General features: G+C 48.9%; 8 protein-coding genes. 6 read left to right on the forward strand and 2 right to left on the reverse strand.

Annotated elements, in window-relative coordinates; all coding sequences use genetic code 11:
* Positions 1–144: 144 nt before the first annotated feature.
* Positions 145–2790, reverse strand: a complete 2646-nt coding sequence (locus HMPREF0044_RS01370) for a DEAD/DEAH box helicase (protein ID WP_006546308.1) — start codon at positions 2788–2790, stop codon at positions 145–147.
* A gap of 239 nt (positions 2791–3029) precedes the next feature.
* On the opposite strand from HMPREF0044_RS01370, the gene HMPREF0044_RS01375 reads away from it, so the two are divergent.
* From HMPREF0044_RS01375 to hrpB, 5 genes are all read left to right on the forward strand, one after another.
* Positions 3030–4472, forward strand: coding sequence for an alanine/glycine:cation symporter family protein (locus HMPREF0044_RS01375; RefSeq protein WP_006546309.1), 1443 nt, complete (start codon positions 3030–3032; stop codon positions 4470–4472).
* Positions 4473–4566: 94 nt separating this feature from the next.
* Positions 4567–5985 carry an alanine/glycine:cation symporter family protein gene (locus HMPREF0044_RS01380; protein WP_006546310.1) on the forward strand — a complete coding sequence of 473 codons (1419 nt, stop codon included), beginning with the start codon at positions 4567–4569 and terminating at the stop codon, positions 5983–5985.
* A 162-nt stretch (positions 5986–6147) separates the two neighbouring features.
* Positions 6148–7623: an alanine/glycine:cation symporter family protein gene (locus HMPREF0044_RS01385; RefSeq protein ID WP_006546311.1), complete on the forward strand. Its 1476-nt coding sequence runs from the start codon at positions 6148–6150 to the stop codon at positions 7621–7623.
* Positions 7624–7760: 137 nt separating this feature from the next.
* Positions 7761–8534 carry a fumarylacetoacetate hydrolase family protein gene (locus tag HMPREF0044_RS01390; RefSeq protein WP_040312669.1) on the forward strand — a complete coding sequence of 258 codons (774 nt, stop codon included), beginning with the start codon at positions 7761–7763 and terminating at the stop codon, positions 8532–8534.
* Positions 8535–8540: 6 nt separating this feature from the next.
* Positions 8541–11066, forward strand: coding sequence for an ATP-dependent helicase HrpB (gene hrpB, locus HMPREF0044_RS01395; RefSeq protein WP_141553803.1), 2526 nt, complete (start codon positions 8541–8543; stop codon positions 11064–11066).
* A 101-nt stretch (positions 11067–11167) separates the two neighbouring features.
* Here hrpB and HMPREF0044_RS01400 read toward each other — a convergent pair whose 3' ends face one another.
* Positions 11168–12355, reverse strand: coding sequence for a MalY/PatB family protein (locus tag HMPREF0044_RS01400; RefSeq protein WP_006546314.1), 1188 nt, complete (start codon positions 12353–12355; stop codon positions 11168–11170).
* Positions 12356–12442: 87 nt separating this feature from the next.
* Between HMPREF0044_RS01400 and gltX the strand changes: the two genes are divergently transcribed.
* On the forward strand, positions 12443–13942 hold the full coding sequence (gltX, locus tag HMPREF0044_RS01405; protein WP_040312671.1) for a glutamate--tRNA ligase: 1500 nt from the start codon (positions 12443–12445) through the stop codon (positions 13940–13942).
* Positions 13943–14083 lie beyond the last annotated feature (141 nt).

Genomic DNA, 14083 nt, shown 5'->3' on the forward strand with positions numbered 1-14083 from the left:
TAATCGCCTAATAAAATCACTTACTCGCCTAAAACAACTTAAATAAGTTAGCTTTTTCAGTTTACCCTATGTGTTTTATCGATAAATAAATAATGACAAACTATCCTATACGCCTAAAGAACAAAGACAAAACTAAGACGAAAACTAACTACCAACATAAAGCAAATTAATAACCGGCACGCCCTCATCACCAGACGCCCTCACATCCACCCCCGCAACCAAATGCCAAGCACCATCGCCCTCGGGATCTTCAAAAACATAAGAAACCAACCAAGCCGAACCAATCTCCAAAGCCGCGTCCAAAGCTGCCCCCGGACGTACCCCAAAATCTAAATAATCAGCCAACTGCGGATTAAAAACAAAAGTGAAACGAGACTTCGACTGAGCTTCCAAACCAGAACCAAGCCAATCATACTCATCCCAATAAGCATCTAAAATATCCGCCCAACGATCCTCAGACCAAGCCGCAACCCCATCAGAATCGCCAAAATCTAACAAACCATCTAAATCATCCAACGCAAAACGACTAACACGCGCAAACACTTCCTTACGCACCGCAGCCTGCAAAACCAACGGATTCGAATCTAAACGCACCACACCATTCTCATCCGCGCCAAAAGGTAACTCCGAAACCTCCAATGCAGACTCCGCCTTACCCGTTGCCGGATTCGCTAAAGACTCCCACTCATCCAACAAAGAAGAATCCACCGAACGAACTAAACCACCCAACCACTCAATAATCTGCTCAACCATTTCAGAACGCAAAGACTCAGGCACCAACTGACGCAACGCGCGGTAAGCATCCGTCAAATAACGCAACAACACACCCTCAGACATTGAAATATCATAACGAGAAATCACATCAGAGAAAGTCATCGCATTCTCAACCATCATGCGCACAACAGACTTATGTGCCAGTTCTAAATCTCCAATCCAAGGATTAGCACCTCGGAAAATATGAAAAACAGGATCCAACAACTCCTTCAACGGCATCGGCCACATAATATCCTCAACCGCTGACATCCGCTCCTCATATTCAACGCCAGCACGTTTCATGGCCTCAATCGCGGCCCCACGTTCTTCCCGCTGCTGCGCAAACAACAAAGGACGCGGATCCTCTAACACCGCCTCAACTACAGAAACCACATCCAAAGCCAGCGAATCTGAATCCGGATCCAACACCTCAAACGCTGCTAAAGCAAAAGGAGACAACGGCTGGTTCAGAGCAAAAGACTCCGGAATATCCAACTTCAAACGAAGCCGATCCGCACCCTCAACAACACTGTCTGAACCCATCAACTCAACAACCCCCGACTTACGCATAGACACGTAAATCTGACCAAGGCGCCGCAAATGTGGGTTAGATTCCGTTGGCTTATCATGGTTTTTAGTAGCTAAAAACCACAACCGTTCAGAAGGATTAACCACAGACTCGCGGTTAGATAAAACATTTAAAACCATCGCATGAGTCATTTCAAACTGAGACACCAATGCCTCAGGCGTAGCCTCGACCAGGCGGTTAAAAGTAGACTCAGACCACGAAACCTGCCCCTCAGCTGGCTTCTTCCTAACCAGCTTCTTCAACTTCTTAGGATCATCACCAGCTTTTAACTCCAACAGGCGATTCTCAATCACATGATCCGGGGCTTGCACCACAACCCAGCCGACCTCGTCAAAACCAGCACGACCCGCACGACCCGCAATCTGGTGAAATTCACGAGCCGACAAAGTACGCTGACGCACCCCGTCAAACTTTACAAGAGACGTAATCAACACCGTAGTAATAGGTACATTAATGCCCACGCCCAAAGTATCCGTACCACAAATAACCGCCAACAACCCCTGCTGAGTCAAATGCTCCACCAACAAACGATAGCGAGGCAACATCCCCGCATGGTGAATCCCCACGCCCTGATGCAACAGCTTCCGTAACGTCTGCCCAAAACCCTTACCGAACCTAAACCCGGCAGTAGCTTCCTTAATCTTTTCCTGGTGACGCTTAGAAACCAAAGTAGGAGTCGCCAGATTGTTAGCCGTCTCTAAAGCAGCCTTCTGCCCAAAATGCACAATATAAATCGGATACTTCCCGGACTCAATCAGCTCAGCAACACTATCAGCTAACGGGAATACCGAATAAGACATCTCTAGTGGCACCGGACGCTGGGCAGCACTCACCAAAGCAACTTCCCGCCCAGTACGTCTCAACAAGTCCTCTTGGAAGAAATCCACAGCACCCAAAGTTGCCGAAAGTAACACGAACTGTGGCTTAGTCAGTTCAAGCAACGGTACTTGCCATGCCCAACCCCGCTCGCGGTCACCATAAAAGTGAAATTCGTCAATAATAATCATATCCGCGTCTAACTCAGCACCCTCGCGTAGAGCCTGGTTAGCTAAAATCTCTGCCGTGCAACAAATAATCGGTGCGTCCGCATTCACAGAAGCGTCCCCAGTAACCATGCCGACATTGTCAGCACCGAACATACGAACCAACTCAAAAAACTTCTCACTTACCAACGCTTTAAGCGGAGCAGTATAAAAGGAACGACCGCCCCGTGCTAAGGAAATGAAATGTGCAGCTAAAGCAATCAAAGACTTACCTGAGCCAGTTGGGGTAGCGGCAATAACGTGTAAGTCATCAAGCAAATGTAAAAAAGATTCATCCTGATGTGGGTAAAGCGGACGCCCCCCAGCAGATGCCCAGCCAGAAAAAGCCTCATAAATAGCATCACAATCAGTTAAACGGCCAGAATCTTCAAGTTGGTCAAGCAAATCATTTAGCGGATAACTCATACCTCTATCTTCGCACGGGATACGGAGACAAAGAAGCTAAGCGTAATTAGAAAGGAAAAACAGCTCTCATTAACAAACTTAACTAGCGGACGGCAGTTTCTTAAACCCCTGAGACACCAACAAGTAGGTTGAGACCAAACCGTTACTAAAGCCCGTAAGCTGAGACATTTTATGACTAAAGGCGAAAGTAGAGTAACGTAGCTAAAGTTAAAAGTGCCTGATTCAGAAAGGAATAAGTAATGGAACTTATTATCCTCCCTGCAACCCTTGAAAGCCTCACTGAATCTATTGGCACTGTTGCAGACTGGCTAACCCTACATGTCACTATGTGGGCGCTGGTAGGTGTAGGTTTGTTTTTAACCGTGGTAAGCCGCGGAGTACAGTTAAGACACTTTCCGCGAATGGTATCTACTGTGCTTCGCTCAAGGAACGGGGCCGGAAACGGAATCTCATCATTCCAAGCGTTTACTATTTCCTTGGCTGCCCGAGTCGGCATCGGTAACGTATTCGGCGTTGCTGCAGCACTAATGTTCGGTGGGCCCGGAGCGATCTTCTGGATGTGGATAGTCGCACTAGTTGGTATGGCAACCGCTTTCTTTGAAGCAACCTTAGCGCAAATCTTCAAAATCAAAGGAACAGACGGATCATTCCGTGGTGGTCCAGCCTACTACATTTACTACGGCATGAATCGTAAAGTCTTAGCTTCCATCTTTGCATTGATTACGGTAATTACCTGCGCATTTGCGATTACTTCCGTACAGGCAAACGCAATCGCCTCTACCTTGGAATCAGCTGCCCCGAAATCTACCCTAGTAGTAGCAGCTTTACTGGTAGCGTTCACAGGCCCAATTGTTTTCGGAGGAATACGCTCAGTTGCGAAAGTTACAGAAATCGTTGCACCGGTAATGGCCACATTCTACGTAGCGGTGGTAACAGTCATCATTTTGATGAACATTAGCGAATTTTTCTCTGTGATTTCATTGATACTGGCATCGGCATTCGCGCCAGAACCGCTGGTTGGCGGATTAGGAGGCGGAATTTTTGCCGCCCTCATAAATGGTACAAAACGCGGCCTATTCTCAAACGAAGCAGGACAGGGAACCGCGCCTAATGCGGCTGCCACCGCAACCGTCGCACACCCAGTCCAACAAGGGCTAATACAATCCCTAGGAGTTTTCGTAGACACAATCATCGTGTGTACCGCTACCGCGGTAGTCATTCTCCTAGCGGGACCAGAAACCTGGGGAGCTGAGGGAGTGAATCCCGCAAATCTAACTACCCTCGCGGTAGCACACCATTTAGGGGACTGGGCAGTATTCCCAATGGCACTGATGATTTTCGTACTAGCTTTCTCATCCATCATCGCGGCCTATGTCTACTCGGAAGTTAATATGGCTTTCATTACTGAACACCGCTACGCGCGACTAGCTGTACGCCTAGTATCTGTGGCCTCAGTTGGATTGGGAGCGGTAGCTTCTCTGCCTCTAGTGTGGAACGCCGTGGATATAGCTATGGCCGTGATGACTGTTTCTAACCTAATCGCACTGGTGTACCTCTATAAATGGGGTACCGGTGCTTTACGTGACTTTGAAGCCCAAACAGCTGAAAAGGAAATCCGATTTTATACCTTTAAAAACCCTCACCTGCCACGGGAACTTCCGATTTCTGTATGGGACCACTAAGTCCGGACACAGTTTTAAAGTATGGGCGTTATCCACTAAGTGGCTGACGTCCATTTATTATTTGTTATGGTAACAACCAAGTGAAGGAAAAAACATGATAAACACAATCCTCAAAGCATTAACTGACGCGTTGAACGTATCAGTCGGCTTTCTATATTCATGGGTGCTGCTCTTCCTACTCGTCGGAGTTGGTGTTTATCTTACTTTCTTCTTAAACTTCCCACAGTTTCGTAATATCAAGGATATTTTCACTTCTTTAAATGGGTCCCGCACCTCCTCTGGAACAGGAATGTCCTCATTCCAAGCATTTACCATTGGAGTAGGTACCCGAGTTGGAGTTGGCAATATTATTGGAGTTGCCCTTGCGCTGATTCTAGGCGGCCCAGGTGCGATCTTCTGGATGTGGGTAGTCGCGCTTCTAGGTATGTCTACTTCATACGCCGAATCGGTATTAGCACAGGTTTTCAAAGTACGACAAGCAGATGGAACTTTTCGTGGTGGACCAGCCGACTATATGACCCGTGGACTGGGATGGAAACTTCCAGCTACACTATTTGCCGTTTTCGCGGTCATTGCCACTGGACTGGCTGTACCTATGGTGCAGGTAAATACCATTTCTGCAACCCTGGAAACCAGTCACAACATTCCTACCTGGGCTTCAATGCTATTAATGTTTACGCTGTTAGCGCCAGTTATCCTAGGTGGCATGCGCTCTATTGCGCGTGTATCTGAGTTTTTAGCTCCTTTTATGGCGGGAGCTTACCTGCTAATTACTGTGGTTGTGATTGCTTTACACCCACAGGCCGCTTGGAATGCGCTGGTGTTGATACTGGAATCCGCGTTCGGATTTGGCCCAGTAAGTGGCGGTATCGTCGGTGGTGTTTTCACAGCTTTAGTAAATGGTGTGCGGCGTGGTCTTTTCTCAAACGAAGCAGGTTTAGGAACTACACCTCACGTAGCAGGTTCTGCAACTGTTTTACACCCTGCAGAGCAGGGGTGGGTACAGTCGCTTGGTGTGTTTGTCGATACAATGATTGTCTGCACCACAACCGCGTTACTAATTCTGGTTTCTGGGGTTTACCATCCCGGCTTAGAAGCTGAAGCTGCTGGTGGTTTAACAGCTGTTGCTGTGACCACTGTTTTAGGTGATTGGATGGCGTTGCCAGTAAGTTTTATCATCTTGATTTTTGGTTATACTTCCGCCTATGGTGCCTACTATTATGGTCAAGTAGCACTCTCACATTTGACTTCTTCTAAGCCTGTTGTCTGGATTTTTAGAGCAGTATCCGTGGTGGTGGCTTCTTCAGGGGCAATGGTGGCATTACCTACGGCATGGGCCTTATCTGATTTACTGTTGGGGCTGGGTGCGTTGATTAATCTGACTGCTGTAATTCTTTTAGCTAAGTATGCGCGTTTAGTTTTGCATGACTGGAATAAGCGTAAGTCTGAAGGAAGAACCTTGGTTTTCGATGCTTCGATTTATCCGGAGCTAAAAGATGTTTATCAGGGATAATTCTTTGGAAAACTGAACGGGTGCGCAGGTTATGCTGCGCACCCGGTTTATGTTCAGCACACCAATTGGTAAAGAGAAGGTCAAGTCGAGGTTGTGTATTATTCAACTTTGGGTGTAGTGTGAGAAGGTAATCCTCATTAACAGAGTAAATGAAAGGGAACAATGAGCGGGCACTATAGCACTATCTTGCCAAGTGAGTCACTTTTTACGCAGGTAGACTCCACCTTGGCAAATATTTTTGCAGCTATCTACTCTAACCCAATGGAGATGAATATCATCTTCGCCCTGATAACCGCAGGCTTGTACTACACTATCAAGTCAAAAGCAGTGCAAATCCGCCTATTCCCAGCTGCCGTAAAAGCCGTCCTCGGATCACGACAAGATTCAAATGGCGGCATTTCTTCTTTCCAAGCATTTGCCATCGGTATTGCTTCTCGAGTAGGTACCGGTAATATTGCTGGTGTAGCAATCGCAATTGTCGCCGGTGGGCCAGGAGCTATTTTCTGGATGTGGGTAATCGCCTTCCTAGGCATGGCAACTGGTTTTATGGAAGCCGTACTCGCACAGTTATTCAAAGTACGTGGTCCAGACAACACCTTCCGCGGCGGGCCAGCCTACTATATTAGAGACGGTTTAGGATCAAAAGGTTGGGGCGCAACCTTTGCGATATTCCTGATTTTCGCTTTCGGATTCGCATTTGAAATGGTACAAGCAAACACCATAGCAAACGTCGCTCACGCCCATTTCGGCTACGAACCCTGGATAGTTGCATTAGGTTTAATCATCCTTTCCGCACCAATCATCTTTGGCGGACTCCGCCCAGTTGCGCGTATTGCAGAACTTATGGCACCAGCCATGGCGCTAGCTTACCTGCTTCTGGCAGGTGCAGTACTGGTACTTAACTTCACTGAAATCCCAGCAGTACTAGCACTCATCGTAAAGTCCGCATTCGGTTTCGATCAGGTTGTGGGCGGTTCTGCAGGTGCATTCTTCGCAGCCCTCACCAACGGTACCAAGCGCGGTTTGTTCTCAAACGAAGCCGGTATGGGGTCCGCACCAAACGCCGCTGCAACCGCGACCATTAAGCACCCGGTACAGCAGGGTCTAATCCAGTCACTGGGCGTATTCGTAGACACCATCTTAGTATGTACCGCTACCGCATGTATCGTGCTCTTCTCTGGTCTGTACCATCCAGGACAGTCCATCAACGACGGTGCAGCATTAACTGTAGAATCCCTACAGCACTCCCTGGGCGACTGGGTAGGCACCCCAATGGTAATCATCATCTTCGTATTCGCCTACTCATCCATCTTGGGTAACTACACCTACGCGGAAATCAACTGGAACTTCCTACGTGGCATGAAAGCTTCCCAGCTGCCACTAAAGGCAATGGTTCTAGTAGCAATCGGTCTGGGCGCAGTCATGTCCCTGTCTTCCGCCTGGAACCTCGCGGATATCGCTACCGCCTTTATGGCATTGCTGAACATCTTCTCTCTATTCCTGCTCTCTAAGTATGCGCTTGGCGCACTTAAGGACTGGGAATCCCAGCTAAAGCAGAAACCAGGTGAAGTGCCAGTATTCAAGGTAACTGACAACGAGTTCTTCCCACAGGGACTGCCAGGCGACATCTGGAAGTAACTTAATAAGACAACAGCTTTGGGGTATGTTTTCAATCGAAAACATACCCCAAAGATTTATAAACCCTCATACCCCCAGAACCGACTATAATAAGAAACGGTACAGAAAGCCTCAAACCAATGAAGTCGGAGGACCCCATGAAAGTTGTACGCTTTAGCGCCGGCGGAGACCCAAAATACGCCGCCCTCGAAGAAAAATCCACTAAACTTGTGGTTCTCAAAGGTGACCCACTATTCCAAACCGTGGAACCATCCGGCGAAATCCTGGAACTCGACGACGTACGCCTACTCTCCCCAATGATCCCACGCTCCAAAGTACTGGGTGCCGCTTTCAACTTCCGCAACCCAGCAAACCCCGGCGCAGAAGAACCCAAAGAACCTATCGTGTTCATGAAACCCAATACCGCGGTAATCGGTCCAGACGACCCAATCGTACTGCCCGAATGGACAAATGAAGTCGTGTTTGAAACGGAAGTAGCCGTAATCATTAAAACCCTCTGCAAGGACGTTAAAGCAGCTGATGCGCAGGACGTAATCTTTGGCTACACCATCGCTAACGACGTAACTGCTCGTGACCGCTTACTGGCAGACCGCACCATGCTGCGTGCAAAGACTTTCGACACCTCCTGCCCAGTCGGCCCATGGATTACCATCGACCCTGAACTAGACGTCTATAACCTGGCAGTCACCACCCGCATTAACGGGGAAGTTGTCCACCAGGGTAATACTCGCGACATGATCCATAAGATTCCCGCACTGATTGAATACATTTCCCACACCTGCACGTTGCTACCAGGTGACATGATCTTGGTAGGCACACCAGCTGGCAACGGTGAAATCAAAGCCGGCGATGTGGTGGAATGTGAAATCGAGGGCCTGGGCGTACTACGCAACCAGGTTGTGCGCCGCTAAGTTTAAGTGACTAAAAGCCTGATTACAGAGGTTCTAGCCCGCTGTGATCTGCCGATTATGCAGGTCCGCAGCGGGCTAAACCGCGTCCTGGAAGACTCAAACCAACTGGTTTTAACAGCGTCTCCGGGCGCGGGTAAAACCACTATGGTTCCGCTGATGCTTTTAGAATCGCTACCAGCCGAAGCGGGGCGGATTATTGTGGCGCAACCGCGTCGCGTGGCAGTTCGTTCAGCAGCCAGTTACGTTGCTTCTTTACTGGGGGAGCCTGTTGGGGAAACCGTTGGCTGGCGGATGCGTGCAGATACGCGGGTGTCGGCGTCTACGCGCATTGAGTTCACTACCACGGGGACTCTGTTGAGGCGTTTACTTGCTGACCCAGATTTAGTTGGCGTATCTGCGGTGATTATAGATGAAGTCCACGAACGCCATTTAGACGCGGATTTAAGTTTAGCTTTTGCCTTAGACTCGGCTTTATTGCGCGATGATTTGCGTCTTATTGCTATGTCTGCAACCGCGGATGCCGCGCGTTTTCAGAAGCTTCTGGGAGATTGCCCGCTGATTTCGGTTGAGACACCTCCGTACCCGTTGGAAACGAAGTGGGTTCCGTTTCGTGAGGCTGGTTTAACTGCGGGTGGGTTGAGTGCTGCGTTCTTAGAGTATTTAGCTTCGGTAATTGAGCGTGCTTTCAACGCACACGGCTCAGCGCTGGCGTTTGTAGATTCGATTGCAAATACGACGCGTCTAGTAACTATGCTTACGGAACGGGGCGTACCAGCTTTCCCACTGCACGGGCAGTTGTCTGCAGCTGAGCAGGATACGGCGTTGTCTTTCACGGGTGATGCACGTGTGATTGTGGCGACGGAGATAGCAGAAACTTCGCTGACAGTTCCCGGTGTGAATTGCGTAGTTGATGCGGGGGTTTCGCGAGTACCGCGTTTTGAGGTGGCGTCGGGAACTACTCACTTGGTGACGGTTGGTGCCAGCCAGTCGGCGATGCAGCAGCGTGCAGGTCGTGCGAACCGTACTGGACCGGGCGTAGTTTACCGAGCGTTTTCTGAGTCTGATTATGCGCGGGCGTTGCGTTACGCGGTTCCAGAGATTTTGGCTGCGGATTTAACTGAGGCGACGCTACTGGCGTACGCGTGGAGTTGCCCAGCGGATTTGCAACTTCTGGATGCTTTCCCTGTTGCTGCTTTAGCTCGCGCAGAGGCCACTTTGCGCGGCATTGGGGCGTTGGAAACTGCTGCTGATAGACTGCAGATTTCTGCTTCGGGGCGGATTCTGAGTAGCATTCCCACGGTGCCGCAGGTGGCGCATGGTTTACTTTCCGCTTGCGTTTGGGGCGTCCCTAGCGAGGTTGCGGCCCGTGTGGCGGCGGTACTTTCCGGCTCGCAGATTTTCCCGAGGGCGGTGTCTGTAGACTCTGCAATGCGCAGTGCTGACCCACAGCTGGTGAAACGTTTCAAAGCTTTAGTCACCCAATGGGGTTCCGACTATACGCAGGTGATTGAGGCTCCAAAACGTCGCCTATCTGAGGCGGATTGGCCAGGACTTGTTGTTGGAGCTGCTTACCCACAACGTATCTGCCGGGTTAACCCGGGAACAGTGGTTTCCACTTTAAAGCCTGTGCGTTTTACTTCCGTGGGAGGAACCGGGTTCGAGGTAGAAGCTGAATCTGAATTGGCTTCCGCCCAGTGGCTGGCAGCAGCCAGTGTGCAAGGTGTAAACGGGGTAGTCAAACTACGCTTAGGCGCGGAAATTTCTGAACCAACCGCTTTATTTTTAGCGGATGCTTACCGGCAGGTGAGTCGTTCAGTGCAAGTAAATAATGGCGTTATCAAAGCGATTGAAACAGTTTCGTTAGGAGCTTTACCGTTGCACCAAAAGCCTGTGAGTGCAACAGATACGGAAGTTTATGATTGCTTAGCTGAAGCTTTGCAACATTGTGAGCCAGCTGGTTGGATTAGTATTTTTAAACCTACGAAACCTGCACTGCAACTGGCAGACACCTGTAACTACTTGCATTCTTTAGATGATGCGTATCCGCAGATTAACTCTGCTTGGATAAGTGAAAACCTTGAAATTTTCTTGGGAACTTCCATTACAGAACTAAGCGTGGGGAGGCCTTGTGCGGAAGTAGATGCTTTGACTGGTCTGCGTCTGAGTTTAGGTTGGGAAACCGCTATGCAGATTGAACAGTTAGTTCCTAGAGTCGTTAAAGTCCCTAGTGGCAGGGAAGTACCGGTAACTATTGATCCGGATCGGGGGCCAACAATCTCAGTGAAGCTACAGGAATGTTTCGGATGGCGTAACGTCCCCACTATTTTAGGTAAGCAAATCAGTATTGAGCTGCTTTCTCCCGCTGGCCGTCCACTAGCAGTAACCGGTGATTTAACGCATTTCTTTAATGAAACTTATGTAACCGTCCGCGCTGAAATGCGTGGTCGTTACCCGAAGCATCCGTGGCCAGAAGATCCCTGGCAGGCAACAGCTACTGTAAAAACTAATCGTGTTTTAGATAGTGAAACTTGAGAGTCTGATTTCAGCTACCGGTTAATAGAACTGGTGGCGTTTATGAATAGTGAATTTTAGGTTCCCACATCAATAAACGCCACTGACTATTAACACCTACGTTAGAGTAGGGAATTGAAGCTAGCTAAAGCTTCTAAAGACTCTGTTAAAACTTCTTTTGAAGAAGCAAAGTTAAACCGGACACCAGAAGAGAAGCCAACTCCTAAGGCGCTACCTGGAACAGTGGCGACACCAGTTCGTTTGAAAAATACTCCTGATAGACCGCCCTCGGCAAGCATTGCGAAATTTGCTAGACCACTATCGTAAGATAAGAAGCCAAGGTAGCCGCCTTGCGGAACTTGCCAAGACCAACCGGATTCAGGAATTAAAATCGACTTCGCTAACTCTAGGTTATCTGCTAAATAAGCACGTACTTCCTGCAACCAAGGCTCACCAGAATCATAAGCTGCGATCGTCGCAAAAGACCCTAACGGTGCTGACCAACCCAGAAAACCTGTAACTTCAGACCAGCGACCAGCTAACGCTGAATCAGCAGCAACTAAAGCCTGTGCTGAATGTAAGCCAGGAATGTTAAAAGCCTTAGACGCAGCCGTAGCAGTAACAGTATGATCTGCGGTGCCGGGTAATGAAGCATACGGAGTATGTGAAAAACCAGGTAAAACTAGAGGCGCGTGAATTTCATCTGCGAAAACCAGCAGTTCCTTTTCAACCGCTATATTCCGGATAATTTCTAGCTCTTCCCGGGTGAAAACACGGCCGGTAGGATTCCAGGGGTTGCATAGAACTAAAGCCTCAGCAGATTCAGCTAATAAGCGTAGGCGATCAAAATCTAAACGCCATTCACGACCACGGAACCGGCCATTTACTTGTACGACTTCCACTCCGAAAGATTGCGGAATCGAGAGGAATGGCATATAGGCAGGAGTAGGGACAAGAATTTTTGAGCCAGCGGGTAAGAGTTTTAAAAATGCGCGGAACACATCTAAAACCGATGCAGCTGGATACACGGATTCTTCTGCCACATCCCAACCGTACTGCTGTTTTTGGAAGTTTGCAGTTGCACGCTGTAAGTCTGCATTTAGCCAGGCAGGAGGATAACCATAGAACTGTTGTTTAACGGCTTTTTCAATAGCTTCTTGTACTACCGGTGCAGTTGCATAATCCATTTCTGCCACCCAGTGACCACGTACGGGCATTTCAGAAGCGGGGAGGAAATCTGGTGCGGTCCATTTCAATGAACCTGCTGATTGAAGTTGGGAAATTGATGGTGTTGTGAGGAGCTCACTCATATTCGTTCCTTAATTTTTGGAGTTACTCATCTAGTATTTCACACAGTATTTAATACCGACGCTAGAAAAGAGTAAAATATACATATTATGAGTACTAATACTAGCGGCAAGGTCCGCGTTCGTTTTTGCCCTTCACCAACTGGCACCCCTCACGTAGGTATGGTGCGTACCTGCCTTTTCAACTGGGCGTGGGCGCGCCACGTTGGTGGAACTTTCGTATTCCGTATTGAAGATACGGATGCGGCACGCGATTCTGAAGAATCGTTTAATCAGATTATTGACTCCCTCACCTGGCTGGGACTGGACTGGGACGAAGGTATCCTCAAGGGTGGCCCGCACGAACCATACCGTCAGTCACAGCGCATGGATATTTACAAGGACGTAGCTGAAAAGCTCCTCGCAGCTGGTTACGCTTACGAATCTTGGTCAACTCCAGAAGAAATCGAAGCTCGCCACCGTGCAGCAGGGCGTGATCCAAAGCTGGGCTACGACGGTTTCGACCGCGACCTGACCGAAGAACAGAAGGAAGCATACCGCGCAGAAGGACGTCAGCCAGTTCTGCGTATGCGCATGCCGGATGAGCCAATCACTTTCACTGACCTGGTACGTGGTGAGATTACCTTCCAGCCTGGCTCCGTGCCAGACTACGTAATTGTTCGCGCCAACGGCGACCCACTCTATACTCTGGTAAACCCAGTGGATGACGCTCTCATGGACATCACCCACGTGCTGCGTGGTGAAGACCTGCTGTCTTCCACTCCACGACAGATTGTGCTTTACCGCGCGCTGTTGGAACTGGGTATTGCTCAGCAGATGCCAGAGTTTGGTCACTTGCCTTACGTTATGGGTGAAGGCAACAAGAAGCTTTCCAAGCGTGATCCAGAATCTAACCTGCTGCTACACCGCGAAAAGGGCATGATTCGTGAAGGTCTGCTGAACTACCTGGCTTTGCTAGGCTGGTCCATCAGCCCAGACTACGATATCTTCACCCCTGAAGAAATGATTAAGGCGTTTGATATTCACAACGTGAACCCAAACCCAGCTCGTTTCGACGCGAAGAAGTGTATTGCTATTAACGCTGAGCACATTCGTCGCCTTGACACTGACGACTTCATGCGTCGTTGCGTTCCATACCTGCACACTGACGGTCTGGTGTCTGCAACTGATTTTGATGCACTCACTGACCGTGAAAAGGAAATCCTGGTAGCAGGTGCACCGCTGATTCAGACTCGTATTCAGTTGCTTGGTGAAGCAACTGGCATGCTTGGTTTCCTATTTCTGGGTACTGAAACTGTTGAGTATGACGAAAAGTCCCTTTCCAAGGTTGGGGATGATGCTGTGGCTGTGCTGGAAAAGGGGATTGAAGTTCTAGAAACTGTTTCTGACTTCACCACTGAAACTATTGAAGCTGCTATGCGCGTAGCATTGATTGACGAAATGGGCTTGAAGCCTCGTTTCGCATTCGGCCCACTGCGCCTGGCGATTTCTGGTCGTCCAGTTTCCCCTCCATTGTTTGAATCCATTGAGATTCTGGGCAAGGAAGTTACGATTGAGCGCTTCAAGAAATTGAGTGCGGCTCTGCGTTGAGTAGTTGCTTAACTTAGCAGTTTTTAGGCTACGTCGTTTACGTTTCGTATAAAATATCCGAGGGCATTAAGTAAGTGTCCTCGGATATTTTTTATGTAGCTGCGGGTATAGACACAGCTTGGGGAGGGTATTAAAAAAGCC

Source organism: Gleimia coleocanis DSM 15436 (genome assembly GCF_000159015.1).
GTDB classification, from domain to species: domain Bacteria; phylum Actinomycetota; class Actinomycetes; order Actinomycetales; family Actinomycetaceae; genus Gleimia; species Gleimia coleocanis.

What these genes read in the sequence shown, in the direction of transcription:
- HMPREF0044_RS01370 (WP_006546308.1), bottom strand. Translation starts at nt 2,790, where the DNA reads ATGAGTTATCCGCTAAATGATTTGCTTGACCAACTTGAAGATTCTGGC.
- HMPREF0044_RS01375 (WP_006546309.1), top strand. Translation starts at nt 3,030, where the DNA reads ATGGAACTTATTATCCTCCCTGCAACCCTTGAAAGCCTCACTGAATCT.
- HMPREF0044_RS01380 (WP_006546310.1), top strand. Translation starts at nt 4,567, where the DNA reads ATGATAAACACAATCCTCAAAGCATTAACTGACGCGTTGAACGTATCA.
- HMPREF0044_RS01385 (WP_006546311.1), top strand. Translation starts at nt 6,148, where the DNA reads ATGAGCGGGCACTATAGCACTATCTTGCCAAGTGAGTCACTTTTTACG.
- HMPREF0044_RS01390 (WP_040312669.1), top strand. Translation starts at nt 7,761, where the DNA reads ATGAAAGTTGTACGCTTTAGCGCCGGCGGAGACCCAAAATACGCCGCC.
- HMPREF0044_RS01400 (WP_006546314.1), bottom strand. Translation starts at nt 12,355, where the DNA reads ATGAGTGAGCTCCTCACAACACCATCAATTTCCCAACTTCAATCAGCA.
- gltX (WP_040312671.1), top strand. Translation starts at nt 12,443, where the DNA reads ATGAGTACTAATACTAGCGGCAAGGTCCGCGTTCGTTTTTGCCCTTCA.